This window comes from Streptomyces sp. f51 (genome assembly GCF_037940415.1).
In the GTDB taxonomy this organism is placed as follows: Bacteria; Actinomycetota; Actinomycetes; order Streptomycetales; family Streptomycetaceae; genus Streptomyces.
Genome location: NZ_CP149798.1, coordinates 7,732,623 through 7,752,530, shown reverse-complemented (window position 1 = coordinate 7,752,530; position 19,908 = coordinate 7,732,623). Strand labels below are relative to the sequence as shown.

Here is a 19,908-nt window from a genome sequence, read left to right as displayed (position 1 = left end):
CCGCGCAGCGACGGGTCGGTCCCCGGGCCGGCGGCGGCTTTCGGTCAGACGGAGCCGGAGACCGGGGTGCGGGGCGGATGGAGGCGGGCGGCGAAGACGATGATGTCGTCGCTGGGGTCCTCGCCGAAGGCGTCCACCAGGTGGGCGCACAACGGCTCCGGCTCGTCGGGCCCTTGTGCCACGACGGTGCTCAGGAGTTCGAGGCGCTCGCCGAGGTCGGTGTCGCGGGTCTCGACGAGCCCGTCGGTGATCATGACGAGCCGGCTGCCCGGTGCGAGGCGATGGCTGACGGCCACGGGCTGCGGCAGGCCCAGCCCCAGCAGCGGGCCGTGTTCCCTCAGATAGCGCGGTGTCTTTCCGGGCTCCAGGAGCAGGGGCGGCAGGTGGCCGGCGTTGGCGACGTGCAGGCGCGTACGGTCGGCGTCGACCAGGACGATGCACACGGTGGCGGTCCATCCCGGCTGGTGCAGGCCAAGGAGATGGTCCAGGTGTTGCAGCAGGACGTGCGGGGGGAGGTTCTGCGCGGCGTAGGCGCGCAGGGCGTGGCGGATCTCGCCCATGACCATGGCGGCCTGGAGCGAGTGGCCGACGACGTCCCCGACGGCCAGGAGCAGTCCCTGCGCGGTGGTGACGGCTTCGTAGAAGTCCCCGCCGATCTCGGTCGTGGCGGCGGCGGGGAGGTAGCGCACGGCGAGTTCGGCCCCGGGGCTCTGGGGCAGGCCCGCGGGCAGGAAGGTGCGCTGGAGGGCCAGGGCGAGTTCGTGTTCCTGCCCGAAGCGTTCGACGACGTCCTTGTGTTCGACGGTCAGTTCCGCGTAGAGGGCCATCACCCCGGCGTTGGTCTCGGTGAGTTCCTCGTTGAGACGTTCGAGTTCGTCGCGTTGGGCGTGGGCTTCCTGGAGTGCGTCGATCAGGTCGCGGGACTGTGCCTGGAGGTCGTCGATCGCGCTGGCGGGGCCGTCCGACTCCAGGAGGGCGAGGACCTGTTCCACCTTCAGGTCGCGGGCGGCGAGCTCGGGGATGGGGCAGACGATCTCTATCCGGCCGCCGTCGAAGTGGTCCGGGCGGCCGGGGGCCGGTTCGTGGCGGGTCTGCGGAAGCAGCCGGGTGACGGCGGTCAGCGACTCGCCGCTGGGGGCGCGGCCGTCGCGCCATTGCAGGAGGGTGCGCAGCGCGGCCGGCTCGTGCTGGAGGCTGAACACGGCGGTCATCGCGGCGGGGCGCAGCAGGTCGCGTCCCAGCTCGCTGACCGCGGTGGCCAGGCGCACCTGGTCGCGGTCGTCCAGGCCGACGGCCGAGGCGATGGTCTTGGCGTGGCGGCGCAGGGCGAAGATGTCGTGTTCGGTGCTCAGCGGTGTCACCAGCAGGGCGCTGACGCCGGCGGTGGCGCGCGGGGCGGGTACGTTCACCGTGCCGCCTGGGCGATCACCGCGCTGGCGTCGTCACGGCGGGTCCCGGCCTGGCGCATCAGCGCGGCGGCGATCAGGGACGGCGGGTGGTGGAGCAGGCCCGCCAGGTCGCTGTGGGTCCAGCGTTCGCTGAGGCCGTCGGAGTGCATCACCAGGATCCCGTGCCGAGGCAAGTGGTGTTCGTAGGTGCGCAGTTGGTGCATCTGGTGGCCGACGATGCCCGGGTGGGAGAGCAGCGTGCTGCGGCTGGTGCGGGTGACCAGGGCGGCGGTGATGTTCCCGACGCCGCAGAACAGCAGGCGGCCGTCCGGCTCCAGGCGGGCCACGGCCACCGCCGCGCCGCGTGTTCCGCGCAGGGCGCGGTGTATGTGCTCCACGGCTTGTTCCGGGGTGCGGGCGGTGCCTGTCCTGAAGGCGTGGACGGCGGCCTGGGCGGCCACGGCGGCCATCGGGCCGTGGCCCAGCCCGTCGCAGGACATGACCAGTACGCCGGTGCCGGGTCCGGCGACGGCGGCGCGCACCGCCGTGGGACGGCCGGGGCGGGCGGGGCGGGCGGAGGATCCCGGTGCGGTGGCTGTCCGCGGGTGGGGCGGGAGCGGGCGGGTGCCGGTCAGGGCGGACCAGCTGGTGAGGCCGGATGCGGGCGGGGCGGCCGCGTTCCCGGGGTGCGGCGCGGGCGGCTGCTCGCCGGTGTCCTTACGGGCGGCCCAGGCGTCGCCGCAGACCTGCTCGCCGCCGATCGGCCGGGTGACGCCGCCCACGGCGGGTTCCCCGGCGGTCGAGGGGTGGGCGGGACGCGGCCAGAAACGGGCGAGTTGCACGGTTCCCAGGCCGGGCTGGGAGTGGATGTGGAAGGAGTCGGCCAGGCGTCCGACCGCGCCGAGGCCGATACCGAGGGTCCCGGTGGTCGACATGCCGTCCTCGAGGGCCGCCGGGACGTCGGCGATTCCCGGGCCGCCGTCCACGGCCAGCACCTCCACCCCGGCGACGGCCTCGTTGCGCACCACGCGCAGGAGCAGGGAGCCGTCGACGGCGTGCTTGGCGATGTTGCCCGCCAGTTCGGCCACCGCCAGCACGAGCTGGGAACTGCGCTGCTCTCCCAGGCCGATCCGCCGGCCCAGCGCGGCGGCCGCGCCGCGGGCGGCTTCCGGCTGGTCACGGAACCAGGCCACGTCCTCGCAGTCCAACAGCCGCACAGCCTCCGTGTCCATCATCGGGCCCACTTGGTGACGGTCACCGTGGTCCCCTGTCCGGGAGTGGTCTCCAGGACGAAGTCGTCGACCAGTCGTTTGGAGCCGGAGAGCCCAAGGCCCATGCCGGCGCCCGAGGTCCAGCCGTCGGTCAGGGCCAGGTCCACGTCGGGGATGCCCGGTCCCCGGTCGCTGAAGACCAGGCGCACACCGCGCCGGCCGCGTTCCTCCACCAGGCCGGCGGTCATGGTGCCGCCGCCTCCGTGGATGAGGGTGTTGCGGGCCAGTTCACTCGCGGCGGTGATCAGTTTCGTCTGCTCGACCAGGGAGAAGCGGCATTCCTGTGCCAGGGCGCGCACCCGCTGGCGCGCCTGCACCACGCCCGCGTTGGCCGTGATCTCCAGCGACTCCGAGGCGCTGGAGGCCCCGTTCACAGGCCTGCCGCAGCATCCGGCACGATGCCGTCGGCACCGGGGCCGGCCGTGGCGTCGGGTTCGGACTCCCCGAGGGACTGGGCGCGGGCCTGTTCCAGCAGGCGCAGTCCCTTGTCCAGGGTCAGTGCGGTCCGTACGCCGCCCAGGGACAGGCCGAGTTCGACCAGGGTGATGGCGACGGCCGGGCGCATCCCGACCACGACGGTCTGTGCGTCCAGCAGACGTGATATCGACGCGATGGTCGCCAGCATCCGGCCCACGAAGGAGTCCACGATGTCCACCGCGGTGATGTCGATGACCACCCCGTAGGCGCCCGTCTCGACGACCCTGGCCGCCAGGTCGTCCTGAAGCAGCATCACCGACTGATCGTCCAGGTCCGTCTGGATCGACACCAGCAGGACCTGCCCGATTTGCAGGACCGGAACCCGTTCGGTCACCGGGCACCGGCTTGCGGCGCCGTGCGCGAGAACGTGACACCGGAGCGGCGCAGCGCGTGCCGCAGGGCGTCGGCCAGGGTGGCCTTGGTGACGATGTCGCCGAAGTTGATGCCCAGCGCCACGATCGTCTGGGCGATCTGCGGGCGGATACCGGAGATGGTGCACTCGGCGCCCATCAGCCGGGCCGCCACCACGGTCTTCAGCAGGTGCTGGGCGACCTCGGTGTCCACCGCCGGCACACCGGTGATGTCGATGATGGCCTGCTCGGCCCCCGTGTCGATGAGGGCCTGGAGCATCTTCTCCATCACCACCATCGTGCGGGCCGAGTCCAGGGTCCCGACCAGCGGGACACCGATCACCCCGTCCCACAGCTTCACGACCGGCGTGGACAGCTCCAGCAGCTGCTCGGCCTGCGCCGATATCAGCTCCTCGCGTGTACGGGTGTAGACCTCGATCGTGAACAGGCCCAGAGTGTCCAGCAGCGCGGAGAACCTCAGGTACGCCTGAAGGTCGCCCCCGTCGCCGGACACGGCCGGCTCCAGGACCTCCTTGAGGGCGAACACGCTCACCGCGGTCTCGGTGGGGGTGAAGCCCTGGTGGGCGCGGTTGCGCGAGAGTTCGGTCAAAAGGGCGCGGACCTCGCCGAACGCCTCCCCGCGTCCGTCCAGACTGCCGTCGGCGAGGGCCGCCACCAGGGCCGTGTAGATCTCCTGGAGTTCCCGCTGGACCTCGGCGCGGCTCACCCGGCCGCCCAGGGAGCCTGTGACCTTGTCCGCCCATTCGGCGCCGAGGTCTTCACCGCGAACCGTGAGCAAGCCGACCAGACGATCTGAAACGCCCTCACCAGTCACAGAGCACATCCTTCTTCGCAAGAGACCAGACGGCCCATCGGGAACACTAGGCCATCCGAGTGACCTGCGGACTCTGTACCAAAACAGTGATGTCCGACACCTGAAATCCCCTCAGACGCCTGCCGTCGCACCGGGTCCCTGGTCCTGTGCGGCCTCGGCGAAGACCTGCGAGGCGATCCGGTAGCCCTCGAAGGCGCGCGCGGCCCCCGCGTACGCGGCGATCCGGATGAACACCTCGGCGCCGGGTTCCGCCGGCGCGCCGACAGGCCCGGTGGCCCCGGCCTGAGCCGTCCGGGGACACCGGGCCCGCGTTCCGCGGCTGCCGGCGCTGCGGCAGGGCGGGGTCAGTAGCCGGTGCCGCGCTTGACCTGGGTCCGTTCGGTCGTGTGGGTCGCGCCCTTGGCGTCCAGGGTGCGGCAGGCGTCGGCGATGTCGCGGCCCAGTTGGTCGATCTGCTCGCGGCTCATGGTCTCCTTGACCAGGGCGCGCATGATCTTCACCCGCTCCGCGTTGGGCGGGAGCGTGTAGGCCGGCACCATCCAGCCCCGTTCGGCCGAGAGCTGCCAGGCGATGTCGGACTCGTCGTAGGCGTGCTCGCCGGCCAGGCGGAAGGCGACCAGCGGCAGTTGTTCGAGGTCGGCGCCGATCACCTCGAAGCGGCCGCTGTCGCGCAGGTTGTCCGCCAGGGCGTGGGCGTTCTGCTGCATCATCTTCATGACGTAGGTGTAGCCCTGACGGCCCAGCCGTACGAAGTTGTAGTACTGCGCGAGCACCATCGACGCGCCGGTGGAGAAGTTCAGCGTGAACGTCGCGTCGGTCTTGCCCAGGTAGTTCTCGTAGAACACGAGGTCCTTGGCCAGGTCGGACTCCTCGCGGAAGACCAGCCATCCGATGCCGGGGTAGACCAGGCCGTACTTGTGCCCCGAGACGTTGATGGACCGCACCTGCTCCAGCCGGAAGTCCCACTTCGAGTCCGGGTAGAGGAAGGGCCACACGAACGCGCCGCTGGCGCCGTCGACATGGATCGGGATGTCGAGGTCCCGCTTCTCGCGGATGTCCCGCAGGAGCTTGTCGATCCCGACGACATCGTCCTTGTGGCCGGTGAACGTGGTGCCCAGGACGGCGACGACACCGATGGTGTTCTCGTCGAGGTGGGGCTCCACGTCCTCCGGGCCGATCGTGTACTTGTCCTCGGCGAGCGGCACGATCCGCGGCTCGACGTCGAAGTACCGGCAGAACTTCTCCCATACGACGTGGACGTCACCCCCGAAGACCAGGTTGGGCCGGTCGGTGGACAGGCCGGCCGCCTGACGGCGCTCGCGCCACTTCCACTTCAGCGACAGCGCGCCGAGCATGATCGCCTCGGACGATCCCTGCGTCCGGCATCCGGCCGTCGGGCCGGGCGCGTGGAAGAGGTCGGCGAGCATGCGCACGCAGCGCTGCTCGATCTCGGCGGAGATGGGGTACTCCGCGTGGTCGATGAAGTTGCGGTGGAGGTTCTCGGCGATCAGCCGCTGCGCCTCGGGCTCCATCCAGGTGGTGACGAACGTGGCGAGGTTGCGCTGCGGGTCGCCTTCCATGGCGAGGTCCACGTCCACGAGCCTCATCGCATCCGTCGCGGCCATGCCTTCCTCGGGGAAGTGGTCCGCGGGGGCGGGCACGGTCAGGAACCGGTTACCGAAAAGAGCCTCATCGTCACTCTTGGTCATGTGGCGATTCAAGCAGCGCGGGGGCCCGCCGCGGGCGAGGGACACACCAGAGCAGCCGGGCGCCCACCGCGGCGGGTCTCCCCGGGGACGGCACGGCCGGCGCGCAGTCCCGCGCCCGCGAGCGCGGAAATCCCCGGCGGCCCCTTCGCGACGCGCCGGTCCGGTCGGTCGGTCGGTCGGTCGGTCCGGTCGGCCTAGTCGCCGAGTTCGTAGTCGAACCAGATGCGGTGGGTGCCGTCCGCGTCGACGGCCATGCCGCCGGTCCCGGTGATCCCGGCCAGCGCGCCCGTGCCGCTGGTCGGCACGATGACGAAGAACTCGCTCTGCCTGTCCTCGCCCAGGGTCGTCGCGGAGTGCGCGAAGTTGAAGGCGCCGGCCCGGCCGTGGAGCGTCCCCTCGAAGGACTCCATGGCGACGTACGTCCCCACCCCGCTGGACTGGTCGAACGCGGCGGTGAACAACGTGGCGGAGCGCCCGGCGATCTCGCCCTCGTACTGCTTGTCCATCGTGGCGACGCCGACGGGCAGTGCCGTCTCGATCGCGGGTCCCGGCACCGGTGCCGGGGTGAATCCGGCGACTTTGAACGTTCCTGAAGCTCGCATCCCCGGATCGTATGCGGCACCTCTGACATCACGACCCGGACGGCGCCGGGCCCGGTCCTCGCCGAGTGATCAGACCGCCGGGGCGGGCGGTCACGGAACAGCACCGTACGGGCGGCGAGTTCGACCGGGGCACTACCGTGCCGCATGGCAAGCAACCGTCAGCCGTTCTGGCACACCCTCGGGACACCGACGCACCTCGTCGTGTACCGGACCCCTGACGGATGGAGGTACGCGGTCTACTTCACCGGACCGGACGGCATCGCCGACGGCGCGCTCGCCGGTCCCCCGCCCTCGTCCGAGCCGGGCATCGCCCAGGCGGCCCTCCTGCACAAGGCGGAGGAACCGACCCGCCGACAGCTCGAGGTCCTCTGGCGCGCGTCCGACCGACCGGACTGCTGGACCGCCACGGTCACGGAACGAAGGCCGGTTCGAGAGAGGGAGTCACGTCGATGACGTCACAGCCGGACGACTTCGTCGCGGTCCAGTTGCTCGCCATCCTCAACGCCCCTGACGCACCCGAGGGAGACCAGCTCGACGCCGCCATGGACCTGGAGGACCACTCGGGAACCTGGTTCGAACAGGAGATCTTCAAGATCCTCCGGCGGGAACAGTTCGAAAGCGTCCTGGCCCAGCACTGCGCCGAGTCGCTCGCCGGCATCTGGGCCCGCGAGGACAGGATCGACCAGGACTTCTTCCCGGACCTCCACGGCCCGGCCCTGCGAGAAGTCCTCGGCATCCTCGGAGCCCGCGCCCCGCACCTGATCCCGGCCGGAGACAGGGAAGGCTGAAGGTCCTTCCTCCGGCGACCTGGCCTATCGGGCCCAACGAGGCACGCCGGTCGGGGTGTTGAAACTGCGTGGCTGCCGGGTTCACGGTGCCGGTATCGTCCGGGCTCCCGACCCGCCGTACTGGTGGGCTCCCCTCAGAGAGCGATGCGGATGACCGGCCGGCGAGCGACGACGACCCTGTGGCGCCCCACCGGCCCCAAGGAGCTGGACCTGGTCCGGGAGTTGAACTGGCGTGCCTGGCCGCCCCGGCTGCCCGAGCAGCCGATCTTCTACCCGGTCCTCAACGAGGACTACGCGGTCAGGATCGCGCGGGACTGGAACGTGAAGCACGACGGCGCCGGCTTCGTCACGCGCTTCGAGGTCGACTCGGAGTTCCTGAGCCGGTATCCCGTCCAGCAGGCCGGCGGGCGGACGATCCTCGAACTATGGGTTCCCGCGGAGGAGTTGGACGACTTCAATGCCCACATCGTCGGCGGGATCCAGGTGGTCCACGAGTTCCGCTGAGACGAAGAAGCACGCCGCCGGGAGCGCACATTTGCCCGTGTCGCGCCGCATATTCGGCGGTATCCGCCCCCGCATCGCATCCGGGCGGTAGGTTCACCCCTCGACCGCGTATCACCGGCATTGTCCGGTGCGCGGGCGTGCTGTGGGCAGAGGACGACGGGGGAACTGCGGTGCGTGGACGAGGGGTGTGGATCGGCCTGGTGGCCGTGGCCGCCGCGGTGGCCGGATGCTCGGCGGGAGCTCCTGGCACGCGGACGAGTGCCCCACCGACCTCGCCGGCTGCCGGCGCGGGCGGCGGAACCGCCGCCTCGCCGGGCACGACCCCGCAGCAGCGGGCCGCGCGCGCCATCGGCCGGGCGATGACCAGCCGTTCCGTGGCCGCCTTCGACATCTCGGCACGCAATACGAGCGACCCCGCCCAGTTCTACGGCCAGGGCCGTATCGGCATGTCCTCGGGCGGCAGCACGGCCGCCGCGACGCATGTCGGGTACGACCCGGGCGAGGACCCGTGGTTCCCCCCGGACGTCGTGGTGATCGGGGACCACGCCTGGGTGACCCCGGACAACTCCCCCGCCACCGGCACCGACGCGTACGGGCCGACCGCCTACGTCGGCGATGCCGCCGGTGCCGCGAGGAACAACCTCGACGTCAACAACGCCCTCCAGACGCGCTGGCTGGCCTCGCCGGAACATCTCACGGCGCTGGTGGAGCACGCCGACCACTACCGCGAGACCGGTGACGCCGGACGGGTCATCACCGGCCAGGTCCCCCTCGCCACCCTGGCCTCCGACCCGGCCGGAGGCTTCTTCTACCGCCCCTACGCCAAGGCGAGCCCGGGCCAGGAACTCACCTTCACCCTCACCACCGGCCCCGACCACCTGCCGGTGTCCGTGCAGCTGACCGTTCCCTTCCACCGCACCGAACCGGACTACTTGTCCAAGTTCACCTCCGACCCCTTCTCGGTGAAGTACCGCGACTGGGCCAAGGGCGCCCCCATCACCACCCCCGCTCCCTCTCCCTCCCCGCAGTGGGGCGGCTTCCCCCCGCAGAACAACACCGCCACCGCCCAGCCCTCCACCTGAGCCCGGCAGTCGCCGCCACCAGGCCCGCGGACCCGCGCGCCCCGGGGCCCGTCGGGGCCGTGCGAGTGATCTTGGCCGCCGGGAGTACGTGGTCGCGTCGTGGGGCCCGGGCCGCGAGGGGCCTGGCCTGTCCACTGTTCGTGGTCCCGGGTGTCCGTGCGCAGGCGAGGAGTGGTGGCGTGTCTGGTTCTTCCGGCCGGTGGTGGTCCCGCACGGCGTTGGCCTTCGTGGTGGCGACGACCTGTTCGACCGCCGTGCCCGCCCTGACGGCCGGGGCGGTGAGCGCGTCCTGTGTCCGTCCGCAGCGAGCGGGGACGGCCGGCTCGGCGAACGTCCTCGGCCCGGCCGCCGCGGCGGCCGTGGAGAGGGACTTCTCCCGGCGCGTGGCCGCCGCCTCCTCCGTCGCCGCCGCCCCGAAGCGGGTCCAGGTGAGCAGTCCCGCGCACGTGAAGCGCGGCCCAATGAGCAGTCCCGTGCACACAAGGCGCGGCCCGGTGAGCATCCCCGTGTACTGGCATGCGATCGGCAAGGACGCCACCGTGCAGGGCGGTTCTGTCCCGGACTCCGCCGTCCAGGAGCAGATCGGCGTTCTCAACCGGGCGTTCTCCGGCACGGGTCTGTCGTTCGCCCTGGCCGGCATCGACCGCACCCTGAACCCGGGATGGTTCGACGCGCCGACCGGCTCACCGGTCCGCTCGGACATGGCCCGCGCGCTCCGCCAGGGCGGCCCGGCGGACCTGAACGTCTACTCCCTGGGCGCGACCAGCCCCGAGGGCAGGGGCCCGTTCGGCGACGCGGCCTTCCCGTGGGACTACGCCCAGAACCCGGTCGCGGACGGCATCATCGTGCGTCCCGGAACACTCCCCGGCGGTGACCAGAGCGACCGCGCCCTGGGGAAGACCGCGGTGCGCATGGTCGGGCACTGGGCGGGTCTGTTCCACACCTTCCAGGGCGGCTGCACCGACCCCGACGGCGACTACGTGAGCGACACCCCTGCCGAGGCCTACGCGTCCACCGGCTGTCCCGAGAACCGCGACAGCTGTCCGAGCGAGGGAACGGACCCGATCCGCAACTATATGGACATGGGCCTCGACTCCTGCGCGACCGAATTCACGCCCGGTCAGATCGCGCGCCTCCAGCTGATGCTCCGCGTCTACCGGGGCATCGAGGTCTGAGCCGGTGAGCCGGTCGCTCTGAGCCGGCCGCTCGGCCGCGCGCCGCGTCGCCACCCGGCTTCGGAGCTTCGGGGCCTCCCCCGGCAGGAACAGCCCCGCACATGTCCGGAACTGTGGCTTCCATCATGGCGAATATGATCTTGTCCTGATGAGATCGCCGGATGCTCGGTTTCCTCCTGCGCCTTCTGCCGTTCTGGGTCCGTGAGCCCCTGCTCATCGTGCTCGGATCCGTCCTCGGCGTCCGCCTTCTGTATCTCGCCTTCCGCGATGGCCATCTGGTCACGGCCGGCCTGGGCCTGCTGTTTCTCGTGTTCACCGCGATACGGGTTCACCTGGTGGTACGGGCTCTGCGCGCACGCCGGAACCCGCAGCCGGCAACCTCCGCCGACGGGGCGGCAGTCGGCGCCGCCGCCCCGCCTCTCCCCCCGCCCCAGGTCCAGGTCCAGGTCCAGCCTCCGGCCGGAACCGGTCCGCGGCCCGGCCCGGACACCGCGAAGAAGAAGGAGCCCGAGAAGCACAACGCGTGGGCCCAGGCCTTCGCGGCCCTGGCCCTGTTCGGGGTGCTCGGAGCCACCGTGTGGCTGGGGCCGCGCTTCATGCCCTCCGACGACATCACCCCGCGGCCCGAGACCTGTTCGGACGCAACGCACGAGAAGCTGCCGAAGGCCTACCAGCGGACGCCCCGGCCCGTGACCGGCGAGGAACTGTGCGAGGCGCTCAACCGGCCCGACCTGGCCGAGCTCCTGGGAACACCGGGAGAGACCGCGACCACCGTTTCCAGCAACAACAACACCGCCGCCCTGACCGACGGAAAGGTCGCCGAACCGGACGCCGAGATCGCGTTCGACACGTACACCGTGCATGTCTCGGCCACCTACAACGACATGACGACCGATCAGTACGTGAAGCTGATGAAGTACGGGAACGAGCAGGACATCAGGACGCTCAAGGTCCTCGGCCGGCCCGCGGTCCTCTTCTCGGACCACACCATGGAGATCAAGATCGATCTCGGGAGCGGCGGATCCGGTGGACCGGTCGGGCAGGGTCCCCTGGCCAGGACGCTGTCCGTGGCCCTGGACCGCAAGGACCACGGCGGCTCCTTCGACATCACCGTGTGGAGCCAGAACGGGGCCCTGCCGGGCGACAGCGCCCTCCTGGCCATCGCCGAGAAGGTCCTTCCGAGGATCCCCGAACGATCCGCCCGATGAGCCGATGAATCGATAACTCGATGATCCGGCGGACCTGTCGGCGGGACATGGTCCGGCGGTGTCAGGCCGGTGGTGCCGGGGGTGTCAGGCCGGCGGGTCTGCCGAGGCGTACGGGGACTCCGGGCGAGTACAGGACGCTGACCGGTGGCCCGTCGGGGGCCGGGAGTCCGGCCGCCGTGAGGAGGTTCTCCTCGCAGCTGATCAGCTCCGCGCGGTGGAGCGGCCAGCGCGGATGGTCGTTGGCGAGGTAGCCGGTGCCGCGGGAGAAGGCGTTGTGCATGCCCCAGCGGGCCGTGAGGAAGTGCTCCAACTCCGTTGGTTCCGCGATGGGCCGGCCGACCCTGACGACGATGCGGCTCCGCGCGCGGGAGGTCCGGGGCAGGTGCCGGGAACTGCTGTACGTGACGGTGTCGCCGTCCGTTCGTACGTCCATGCGGGACCACCGGTACGGGAGCCGGAAGCCGAGGCGTCCCAGGAGCACCGGCACGAGCCGTGAGGCGTACATGGACCGGAAGACGACCCCGCGGCGGCCGTAGGCGTCGACCGAGTAGAGGCGCACGTTGGTCTCCGGGAAGGAGCCGAAGTACGGGACCCCGGGGAGCCGGAGCCAGCCCACCTTCTCCATCCGGAAGGCGACGAGCCCGGCGTAGGTGACCCCGTCGTGGGTGTCCGCGGTGAGCCCGTGCGGCAGCAGCGGGGCGACGTCCGCGGGATCGACGGCCCAGTGGACGAAGGCGAGGTCGAGCCACCACTGGGTGAGAAGCGGGCTGCGCACCGCGGCCGGCGCATCAGGCGTGATGGGCGTGGGGTGCACCTCACCAGGGTGCCAGATCGCGTACGGGGGCGATCGCGTACCCCGGAGGGGGTGGGCGGTGGGGTCTGCCTAGAGTGCGGGCATGCCGACGTCGCCGTATCTGCAAGAGATCACCCCTGACAACTTCGAGGCCGCTGTCGGCCTGCGGGTCCGCCCCGACCAGGAGCATCTGGTGGCGCCCGTGGTGAAGTCGCTGGCCGAGGCCTACGTCCATCCAGGGGTCGCGTGGCCCCGGCTCATCCGCGACGGCGTCGAGGCCGTCGGGTTCCTGATGGCCTTCTTCGACATCGACTGGACCGGCGGGGGCACCGACTTCCGCTCCGGGCTCTGGCGTCTCAACATCGCGGACAAGAAGCAGGGCGGAGGCTACGGGCGCTTCGCGGTGGAGTCCGTGGCCGCCGAGATCCGGCGCCGGGGAGGCACACGGCTGACGACCACCTGGCATCCGGGAGCGGACGGTCCGGCGGGCTTCTATCTGGCGCTCGGCTTCCGGCCGACGGGAGAGACCAGCGGGGACCAGACGGTGGGCGTGCTGGAACTGGGCTGAGCCCGGGTGCCCGCCCTGCTTGTCGCTCAGCCGTACAGCGGGATCCTGTGGCGGCCGGCCGGGGAGGGCGGCCAGCGCAGGTGTGCGCCTGTCGTGCGGGCGATGAGGCGCAGATGGGCGCCCGTGTTGCCGACGTACCAGAGGGGGCGCTCGGCCCTGGTCCAGACGTACGCGGGCACGCCCGCGTCCAGGAGGGTCATCAGGCGGGGTTCTTCGAGCGTGGCGGCCGCGAGCGCGTACAGCGCCGGGAGTCTGGGGGCGATCACGCCGTAGTCGAGCATCCGGGCCAGGGGGTGTTCGTCGAGGATGGTGTCCTCGGTGGTCAGGGTGACGGGGTACACCGACGGGAAGGACCGGCCGAGGTCGAGGAACCACTTCACGGTCCCGTGGCGGGGGTTCACCAGGCGGGGCCCGAGCGGGGCCAGCCGTCCCAGCATGAGCCGGGGCCGCACGAGCATGGCATGGGTGAACAGGACGCGGAGCAGGGCGACGTTCATCATGAACCGCTCCACCTGCGATTCCGGGGCGGCCAGGTCCTCGTGGCGCAGGTAGCCGGCGACGATGCTGGCGTTGTGGGCGCGGTACCAGGCGGCGGGGGACGGTTCGCGGACGCAGTCCATCCAGTACTCGACGCTTCTGCCGCTCGCCTCTCCCGGGGCGCCGGCGCAGAGCAGGCCCGCCTCCACCTTGTCGCGCAGGAGCCCCTCGTTCACCGAGCGCCACCAGGGGCTGCCCGGGTGTTCGCCGGAGACCGGGGCGAGGACTCCGCGTGCGGCGGACCAGCGCAGGAAGCTCAGCTCGGCGTGGCCGTAGCGGCGCAGGGGTTCGGAGGAGTGGGTGTAGAACTCCTGCGCCAGCGCCAGGCGTGCGGCCACGTCGTCCCGGACCAGCGCGATCCGCCGCTCGGCTCGGGAGGCTGCATCGGACATGAGGATCCCATCGGGCTGCTGTCGCACGAGAACCCGAGGAACCCCGGGGCCCCTCTTCCCAGGATCCGTGGTGGCGGCGCGTTGTGCTAGTCATCCCGGAGCGGTGGCCTTCGGAGGTGCTGGTGCCGGCAGCCGGGGAGGCGGGCCTCGTCGCGGCGCGGGGATCGCGTTGTCGGTGGGTCTGCGTAGGGTGACCGGCAAGATCACCGGCTGGGGTGCCGGGGGGTGTGGGGTGTTCGGAGTGATCGCGGTGATGTGTCGGTGAGCTGGTGGACCAGGAAGCCGGACGAGCAACGGGCGCGATGGGTGCTCGACCCGCTGGCGGGGGTCGGGCCGCTGCGGTTCGGGATGGGCCCCGACCAGGTCAAGGCGGCGCTGGACGGGGCGGTGCCTTCTGTCGCGCAGAGCTCGCAGAGCAGGCTGCGCTGGCAGCGGTACTCGGAGGTGGGCGTGACCGCGATCTACGGGCCGGGGCCCGTTCTGGTCGCCGTGGCGGTCGACGCGTTGTCCGGACCGCAGGTGCGGCTGGAAGAGGTCGAGCTGATCGCCCGGGTTCCGTCCCGGGCACGTGCGGACATCCACGAGCTCGCCCGGCGGGTGGGTGCTTCGGTCCGGGTGAACTGGAGCGGTGATCCCGAGGTAGCGGCCTGGGGGCTGTCCATGGGGGCCGCGCAGGACCGGGGGCTGTCGCCCGACGGGTACGCGGAGCGGGGGGACGCGGTGATCACCGATGCCCTGCTGGTCTGCGCCGAGCTGGCCGAGGACCCGTACGCGACGGCGCCGGTCGTCCAGTGGCACGACATCCGTGACGTGGAGACGAACTCCGGTTCGTGGCCGGTGGCTTCGGACCGGGACCGGCCCCGGTGGGACTGGACGCCGCTGGAACAGGTCGGCCCGCTGCGGTTCGGGATGACCCCGCACCAGGTGGCCGCCGCGCTGCACGGTGAGGTGCCGGTCGGCCGTCGAGGGGGGCACCCGTGGTCGAGGCAGAAGGCCGGACGGTGGCACCTGCGCGAGGAACGGTTCGACGAGGCCGGGGTGAGCGCCCACTACTGGTCCCAGGCAGGCGTTCCCACCCTGGCGGCCGTGACCGTGCGGGGGCGCAGCGGGCCCCAGGTCGCATGGGACGGCATCCCGTTGATCGGCCGCAGGGTCTCCGAGGTCGACGCGGAGGTGGTCCGGCGCATCGAGGACCGCGGCCTGGGCTGGCTCGTCCACTGCGACGGCGGTCCGGGGCCGGAGGAGCTGAACATGTCCGTACGAGCCACCCGGGCCGGGGACACCGTCATCAGCGAGGCCCGTTTCTTCGCCCCCGACTGGGAGAACCACGGCTGACACCGCAGCGGCGTCTCTGTCCCGGTCGCGTAGCGCCGCGTCATGACACCGGGTGTCGCCCAGCCGGTGCTTCAGGCCGTGTCGTCGCACGGTTGAGGACGCGGTGCCGGACCGAAATACGGTCGTACCTGGCGGAAGACGTGCGGCATGATCCGTGGATGATCACTGTGCGGCCCGTCCTGGAGATACCGAGCCATGACTCCTTCGGTCTGTGGCCGGTCTCCGATGTCCCCTCCTACGACTTCATGGCGCTCGACGGAACGCTGACGCCGGACGCTGTCGGTACCGCGGTGATGGCGCTGGCCATCGGCAATGACGTCGATCCCGGGGACGACCGGCCGCCGCGTCCCGGCGACCCGCTGGGCGGTTTCCTTCATGGGCTGCTGACCGTGGACCCGCTGTTCGCGGCGGGTGGGCTGGAGGTGACCGACACCGTCACCGGCACCCGTCTGGTGCCGGGCTGCTGCGCCGGGCTGGAAGACCGCGGCGACTGGTGGCATGTTCTCGATGGTGACGGCTCCGCCGTGTGGCTCGGTCACGATCCCTCGCCCTCCGCCGAACGCCGTGGCTCCACGGTCCGTCTGACCGTCGATGCCGACGCGGACGCCGGCCAGTGGATCGACGTGCCCGTAGCCGAACTCCGCCCTCTGCTGGCAGCCGTGGAAGAGGACCTCGCCGGCTTCCTTTCCCTGGCCGCCCGCTGGGCCGCCGAGCACCTGCTGGACCATGCGGAGCGCGTCGGTGATGCGCTGGCCCGTGCTGTGGCGCTGACGTCCCGGGACTGAGTGCTTGCCCGGGTGCGGGGCCTCTGCGCAACCGGCCCCGGTGCGGCGGGGTTTCGCTGTCTGCGGAGTCCGGCCGGGTGGGTCTACCGGCGGGTGACGGTGACTCCGCCGAGCAGGCCCCAGGCGTCGATGCGGACCGTCGGGCCGCCCGGCTCGATGGGGCCGGCGTCACTGACCCCGCCGAGGCGGATGCCGTGCACCTTCACGACGACGTCGGGGCGGACCTTGAGGCTGACGCCGCCGATCAGGCTCAGCTTGGTGATCCGCAGTTCGGCGCCGTCGGGGATCTCGACGCCGGTGAGGTCGATGTCGGCGCCACCGACGAGCGACACGGTGAGCGTGCGCTCGTGCAGGGTCTCACCCTTGAGCCGGTGACCGCCGATCAGGCTCACCTTGACGTCGGTCTTCTGCTGCCCGTTCCCGTCTGTCTTCGTCATGGGAAGAAAGTAGGCGCGGGGCGGCCCGCTCCCCCAGTGCCCGGTGTCCGCCCTTTGGCATGACAGGTGTCACGGGCCCCGCCCCGTACCGCCTTGCCCGCGTGGCTACTTGCTGACCGCGAAGCGCATCAGGGCGTGCTCGTCGCCCTGCTTGATCTTGCCCGTCGTGTTGATCACTTCGAGTTTCCAGCCGGTGTTGGTCCGGATCGCCTTGGCCACGGCGCAGCCGTTGTCCTGGGTGAGCAGGCTGGGCCAGATGTCGGCGACCTGCTGCGAGCTCCCGCCGGTCGCGTCGTACACCTTGAAGCTGATGTTGCGCGCCTTCTCGAAGGCGCTGCCCTTCTTGTACGCGGCGGCGACGAACACGATCGAGGTGATGTGGGGCGGGATCCCGCCGAACTCGACGGTGACCGTCTCGTCGTCGCCGCTGCCGTGCCCGGTCTGGTTGTCGCCGCTGTGGACCAACGAGCCGTTGCCCATGGGGTCGAGGGAGTCGAGGCCCGCGAGGCGTACCGGGTCGCGGCCCTGCATGGCGATGGCGATCAGGTCCAGATCGGTGCCCGACTTGCGGCGGAGTTTGCCCAGCACCCCGCCGCTGCTGCCGGCCGTGGGGTCCCAGGACACACCGATGGACAGATGGGTCACCCCGTCCAGGTCCGCGGGGCCGTCTTCCTTGGTGAGCGTGATCATGTCTGAGCCATCCTTCCGATCCGGACTACAACACGCAGAGTGTGCCTGTGCCCTGGTTGGTTCCACATCGGGGGGATCCGCTTTCGCCGGCTCCGGCAGGCGGCCGCCTGCCGCCGGTCCCGATCCCGGGTCCGATCCCGCTTCCGGGCAAACGGAAAAGGCCCTGCCCCGAGTGACTCGGGACAGGGCCTTCAACAGAGCGCCGGGCAGGCCTTGCACCTGCATTTCCCCGCAGGAAGCGGGGCGTCTTTCCTTGGACCACCAACGCATCGCCATCCGGCTCGACTTCTGCCGTTCAGCTCAAGATCAATCATAGCAGGCGTTGCGGCCTGGCCTCCAGACCTGCGGAAACGTAGAGAAGCGGGCGAAATTCGCGGCGGTGTCACGGTCAGGCCGCCCGGCAGAGTACCGCCGGGACGGCCGGTGCGGTGGCGCGGGCCGCGGGCACGGTCGGGGTCGCGGTCGCGGTCACCCGCACGGGGCGGGTGGTGCGGGCGAAGACGACCAGGCGCAGCGCCGCGAACCGGGCGACGCCGGCGAGTGCGGAGGCCGACAGGTAGACGCCCTGTTCGAGCATCGCACCGGAGGCCGGGGCCAGTTGGTGCAGGACGAGCATCGCCGCGCAGGTCACCGCGTAGCTGGCCGCGGCGGATCCGGCCGACTGCACATGCTGGCGCCAGGTCGCGTGCCGGCCGGCGCCGAAGGTGAAGCGGGCGTGCAGTTCGGTGGCCAGGAGGGTGGACAGCGCGGTGATCAGGGCGTTGGCCAGGCCCCAGGAGATCCAGGCGGCGAGCGCCGCCACGGCGAAGCTGGAGGCGAGCCCCACTCCCCCGCCGCAGAGAACGAAGCGGGCGAAGGCGGTGCGGGCGCCGGGTGCCGCCTGCCGACCGCTCTGTGCTGTTTCCATGACCCCACCCCTTTGACCGCTCGCCGTGGACTGTGCGTTGTGGACCGTGCGTTGTGGACCGTGCGTTGTGGACTGATCGGCGTTAACTGCCTGCTTGGTACTGCTTGTTGGGCTGTGCGTCCCCTGTACGCGGAGAGGGGCCGCCCGTCAGTGGGCGTCGCCGTCGAGGGCGGCGACCTCGCGTACGGCCTCGGCGACTGCCGCGTAGTCCTTCTTGAGGATCGCGTCGTGGTTGCTGGCGACCTTCGCGGCGACCTCGATGTTCGGGTTGCGGGCGGCCACCGCGTCGAGGGCGGCGCGGATCTGCTCCTGTTCGTCGCCCTTGCTGCCCAGGGACGCGCCCGAGGCGACCACGTAGCGCACCGGGACGGTGATGTCGTCCAGTACGGGGGCCAGTTCGCGTTCGCGGGCGAGCCTGCCGAGTTCGATGTTGGTGTCCGCCATCTGCCGGGCGTTCATCTTGGGGGTCAGGCCCGTGGGGCGCAGCAGCGGCAGGAACCAGCCCATGCGCCGGAACAGTTTCCGGATGCGCTGCTCCATGGCCTCGTCCAGCCAGTCGTAGGGCTGGGCGCCGTCGACCAGGACCGCGCCCAGGGCGCGTCCGGGGTTGCGGGCGGCCCAGTGGGCTCCGACGAACGCTCCGTAGGACCAGCCCACCACCAGTGCCCGGTCCACTCCGCGGGCGGCGAGGACGGCGTCGACGTCCCGGACGGCCGCTTCGAAGGAGTAGTCGGCCGAGCGCTTCGACTTGCCGCGGGCGCGTTCGTCGTAGGTGATGTGCCGCCATCCCGGGCCGAGTTCGGAGATGACGCGGCGCCAGTATCCCTGGGTGGCGAACTGGCCGTTGAGGTAGACGACGGGGGTGCCGGGGCCGCCGGTGTCGGTGACGGCCAGGGCCGTGTCGTCCACGGAGACCGTGCCGGTCCAGGTCGTGCCGGTCGGGAAGGCGTTGTTCTTCTTCATGGGGTCCTCCTGGTCGCAGTGGGGGTGCCGGGCGTTCGCGTCGTGCTGTGTCGCCACCCGCCCGCTCTTCGTTTCTGACATTGGAAACGCTACGTTGCTTTCCAATGTTGGGCAACATAGTCGTTGCGACAGATCGCCATTTACGCAGGTGCAAGTCGCGAAAGTGTTGCAACAGACTCGACGGGAACGCAACGTTCCCCGGTTCGATCATTGCAATGGGTGAGGAGTGAACGCTATAGTGGGGCGCTCAGGGACCGTTGCGAGATCACCGAGGAGACGCGATGCCGGGAGGCAGACTCACCCAGCAGGAACGCCAGCAGATCGCGCTGGGACTGGCCGACAGCCTCCCGTACGCCGAGATCGCCCGCGGCCTCGGCCGTCCGACCTCGACGATCACGCGTGAGGTGATGCGCAACGGCGGTCCCACCGCCTACCGCGCCAACCTGGCCCACCGCGCCACCGAACGCCGTGCCCACCGGCGCAGGACCGCGCCCGCCCGGGGGCCGGCCGCCGCTCCGCAGCCGCACGGCCGGGACGCCGAGGCCGTGACGGAGTACGAGGAGACGTTCACGACCGTCCTCATGGGTTCGGGTCTGCCCAAGATTCCGGCCCGGGTGCTGACCTGTCTGTTCACCTCGGACACGGGCAGCCTCACCGCGTCCGGGCTCGCCCAGCGTCTCCAGGTCAGCCCGGCCTCCATCTCCAAGGCCATCACGTTCCTGGAGAGCCAGAGTCTCGTACGCCGGGAACGCGACGAGGGCCGCCGCGACCGCTACGTCGTCGACGGCGAGCTGTTCTACCAGGCGACGATCGCCAGCGCGCGGGCCAACGACGAACTCGTGAAGACCGCGCGCCAGGGCGTGGCCGTCCTCGGCCGTGACACCCCCGCCGCCATCCGCCTGGAGAACGTCGCCCGCTTCCTCGACTTCATCAGCGAGAGCATCACCCGCGCCGCCGAACAGGCCCGCGCGGTCCTCCACACCACGTCGACGTCGAACGACACCAACGGGTCCGACCCCGACCAGGACCCTGACTCTGACGCGGACCCTGACTCCGACTCGGATTCAGACCAGGACCAGGACCAGGACTCGGACTGAGCCGGGGCCGGGGCC

Annotated in this window: 24 protein-coding genes; 10 read left to right on the top strand and 14 right to left on the bottom strand. The window is 71.1% G+C overall.

Features of this window, described 5'->3' with window-relative positions:
- Nucleotides 1-44: 44 nt before the first annotated feature.
- From WJM95_RS33690 to WJM95_RS33655, 8 genes are all read right to left on the bottom strand, one after another.
- Complete coding sequence (locus WJM95_RS33690) at nt 45-1,409, bottom strand: SpoIIE family protein phosphatase (RefSeq protein ID WP_339134705.1); 1,365 nt, start codon at nt 1,407-1,409, stop codon at nt 45-47.
- Nucleotides 1,406-2,623 (bottom strand): SpoIIE family protein phosphatase, encoded by a 1,218-nt coding sequence (locus tag WJM95_RS33685; protein ID WP_339134703.1) that lies wholly within the window; start codon nt 2,621-2,623, stop codon nt 1,406-1,408. Before WJM95_RS33685 ends, WJM95_RS33690 begins: the two co-directional genes overlap by 4 nt.
- On the bottom strand, nt 2,620-3,033 hold the full coding sequence (locus WJM95_RS33680) for an anti-sigma regulatory factor (RefSeq protein WP_339134701.1): 414 nt from the start codon (nt 3,031-3,033) through the stop codon (nt 2,620-2,622). The genes WJM95_RS33685 and WJM95_RS33680 overlap by 4 nt, the downstream gene beginning before the upstream one ends.
- Entirely contained in the window at nt 3,030-3,470 is a 441-nt protein-coding gene (locus WJM95_RS33675) for an STAS domain-containing protein (RefSeq protein WP_339134699.1), read from the bottom strand. Before WJM95_RS33675 ends, WJM95_RS33680 begins: the two co-directional genes overlap by 4 nt.
- Complete coding sequence (locus WJM95_RS33670) at nt 3,467-4,330, bottom strand: STAS domain-containing protein (protein WP_339134697.1); 864 nt, start codon at nt 4,328-4,330, stop codon at nt 3,467-3,469. The genes WJM95_RS33675 and WJM95_RS33670 overlap by 4 nt, the downstream gene beginning before the upstream one ends.
- Nucleotides 4,331-4,432: 102 nt before the next feature.
- A complete protein-coding gene (locus WJM95_RS33665; RefSeq protein WP_339134695.1) occupies nt 4,433-4,555 on the bottom strand; it encodes a hypothetical protein in 123 nt (40 codons plus the stop codon).
- Nucleotides 4,556-4,665: 110 nt separating this feature from the next.
- Nucleotides 4,666-6,030 (bottom strand): glutamate decarboxylase, encoded by a 1,365-nt coding sequence (locus WJM95_RS33660; RefSeq protein ID WP_339134693.1) that lies wholly within the window; start codon nt 6,028-6,030, stop codon nt 4,666-4,668.
- A 194-nt stretch (nt 6,031-6,224) separates the two neighbouring features.
- Nucleotides 6,225-6,632 carry a DUF3224 domain-containing protein gene (locus WJM95_RS33655; RefSeq protein ID WP_339134691.1) on the bottom strand — a complete coding sequence of 136 codons (408 nt, stop codon included), beginning with the start codon at nt 6,630-6,632 and terminating at the stop codon, nt 6,225-6,227.
- Nucleotides 6,633-6,776: 144 nt separating this feature from the next.
- On the opposite strand from WJM95_RS33655, the gene WJM95_RS33650 reads away from it, so the two are divergent.
- The 6 genes from WJM95_RS33650 (at nt 6,777) to WJM95_RS33625 (ending at nt 11,389) form a co-directional block, all read left to right on the top strand.
- Complete coding sequence (locus tag WJM95_RS33650; RefSeq protein ID WP_339134689.1) at nt 6,777-7,085, top strand: hypothetical protein; 309 nt, start codon at nt 6,777-6,779, stop codon at nt 7,083-7,085.
- Nucleotides 7,082-7,420 (top strand): hypothetical protein, encoded by a 339-nt coding sequence (locus tag WJM95_RS33645; RefSeq protein ID WP_339134688.1) that lies wholly within the window; start codon nt 7,082-7,084, stop codon nt 7,418-7,420. The genes WJM95_RS33650 and WJM95_RS33645 overlap by 4 nt, the downstream gene beginning before the upstream one ends.
- Nucleotides 7,421-7,564: 144 nt before the next feature.
- Complete coding sequence (locus WJM95_RS33640) at nt 7,565-7,924, top strand: hypothetical protein (protein ID WP_339134686.1); 360 nt, start codon at nt 7,565-7,567, stop codon at nt 7,922-7,924.
- A 170-nt stretch (nt 7,925-8,094) separates the two neighbouring features.
- A complete protein-coding gene (locus WJM95_RS33635; RefSeq protein ID WP_339134684.1) occupies nt 8,095-9,006 on the top strand; it encodes a hypothetical protein in 912 nt (303 codons plus the stop codon).
- A 179-nt stretch (nt 9,007-9,185) separates the two neighbouring features.
- Complete coding sequence (locus tag WJM95_RS33630; RefSeq protein ID WP_339134682.1) at nt 9,186-10,181, top strand: zinc metalloprotease; 996 nt, start codon at nt 9,186-9,188, stop codon at nt 10,179-10,181.
- Nucleotides 10,182-10,342: 161 nt separating this feature from the next.
- Entirely contained in the window at nt 10,343-11,389 is a 1,047-nt protein-coding gene (locus WJM95_RS33625) for a DUF6215 domain-containing protein (protein ID WP_339134680.1), read from the top strand.
- 61 nt (nt 11,390-11,450) lie between these two features.
- Here the strand turns inward: WJM95_RS33625 and WJM95_RS33620 are convergent, their stop codons facing one another.
- On the bottom strand, nt 11,451-12,203 hold the full coding sequence (locus WJM95_RS33620; RefSeq protein ID WP_339134678.1) for a DUF2071 domain-containing protein: 753 nt from the start codon (nt 12,201-12,203) through the stop codon (nt 11,451-11,453).
- An 82-nt stretch (nt 12,204-12,285) separates the two neighbouring features.
- Here WJM95_RS33620 and WJM95_RS33615 point away from each other — a divergent pair, with 82 nt between their 5' ends.
- On the top strand, nt 12,286-12,750 hold the full coding sequence (locus WJM95_RS33615; RefSeq protein ID WP_339134676.1) for a GNAT family N-acetyltransferase: 465 nt from the start codon (nt 12,286-12,288) through the stop codon (nt 12,748-12,750).
- Nucleotides 12,751-12,776: 26 nt separating this feature from the next.
- Here WJM95_RS33615 and WJM95_RS33610 read toward each other — a convergent pair whose 3' ends face one another.
- Nucleotides 12,777-13,679, bottom strand: coding sequence for a hypothetical protein (locus tag WJM95_RS33610; RefSeq protein WP_339134674.1), 903 nt, complete (start codon nt 13,677-13,679; stop codon nt 12,777-12,779).
- Between the two features lie 261 nt (nt 13,680-13,940).
- Here WJM95_RS33610 and WJM95_RS33605 point away from each other — a divergent pair, with 261 nt between their 5' ends.
- Both WJM95_RS33605 and WJM95_RS33600 read left to right on the top strand, forming a co-directional pair.
- On the top strand, nt 13,941-15,014 hold the full coding sequence (locus WJM95_RS33605; protein ID WP_339134672.1) for a hypothetical protein: 1,074 nt from the start codon (nt 13,941-13,943) through the stop codon (nt 15,012-15,014).
- 158 nt (nt 15,015-15,172) lie between these two features.
- Nucleotides 15,173-15,799 carry a hypothetical protein gene (locus WJM95_RS33600; RefSeq protein ID WP_339134670.1) on the top strand — a complete coding sequence of 209 codons (627 nt, stop codon included), beginning with the start codon at nt 15,173-15,175 and terminating at the stop codon, nt 15,797-15,799.
- 83 nt (nt 15,800-15,882) lie between these two features.
- On the opposite strand, the gene WJM95_RS33595 is transcribed toward WJM95_RS33600, so the two are convergent.
- The 4 genes from WJM95_RS33595 to WJM95_RS33580 form a co-directional block, all read right to left on the bottom strand.
- Nucleotides 15,883-16,236, bottom strand: a complete 354-nt coding sequence (locus tag WJM95_RS33595; protein WP_339134668.1) for a hypothetical protein — start codon at nt 16,234-16,236, stop codon at nt 15,883-15,885.
- A gap of 105 nt (nt 16,237-16,341) precedes the next feature.
- Nucleotides 16,342-16,926 carry a TerD family protein gene (locus WJM95_RS33590; protein ID WP_339134666.1) on the bottom strand — a complete coding sequence of 195 codons (585 nt, stop codon included), beginning with the start codon at nt 16,924-16,926 and terminating at the stop codon, nt 16,342-16,344.
- A gap of 388 nt (nt 16,927-17,314) precedes the next feature.
- Complete coding sequence (locus WJM95_RS33585; protein ID WP_339134664.1) at nt 17,315-17,833, bottom strand: GtrA family protein; 519 nt, start codon at nt 17,831-17,833, stop codon at nt 17,315-17,317.
- Nucleotides 17,834-17,980: 147 nt separating this feature from the next.
- Nucleotides 17,981-18,853 carry an alpha/beta hydrolase gene (locus WJM95_RS33580; RefSeq protein ID WP_339134662.1) on the bottom strand — a complete coding sequence of 291 codons (873 nt, stop codon included), beginning with the start codon at nt 18,851-18,853 and terminating at the stop codon, nt 17,981-17,983.
- Between the two features lie 224 nt (nt 18,854-19,077).
- Here WJM95_RS33580 and WJM95_RS33575 point away from each other — a divergent pair, with 224 nt between their 5' ends.
- Nucleotides 19,078-19,893, top strand: coding sequence for a helix-turn-helix domain-containing protein (locus WJM95_RS33575; RefSeq protein WP_339134660.1), 816 nt, complete (start codon nt 19,078-19,080; stop codon nt 19,891-19,893).
- Nucleotides 19,894-19,908 lie beyond the last annotated feature (15 nt).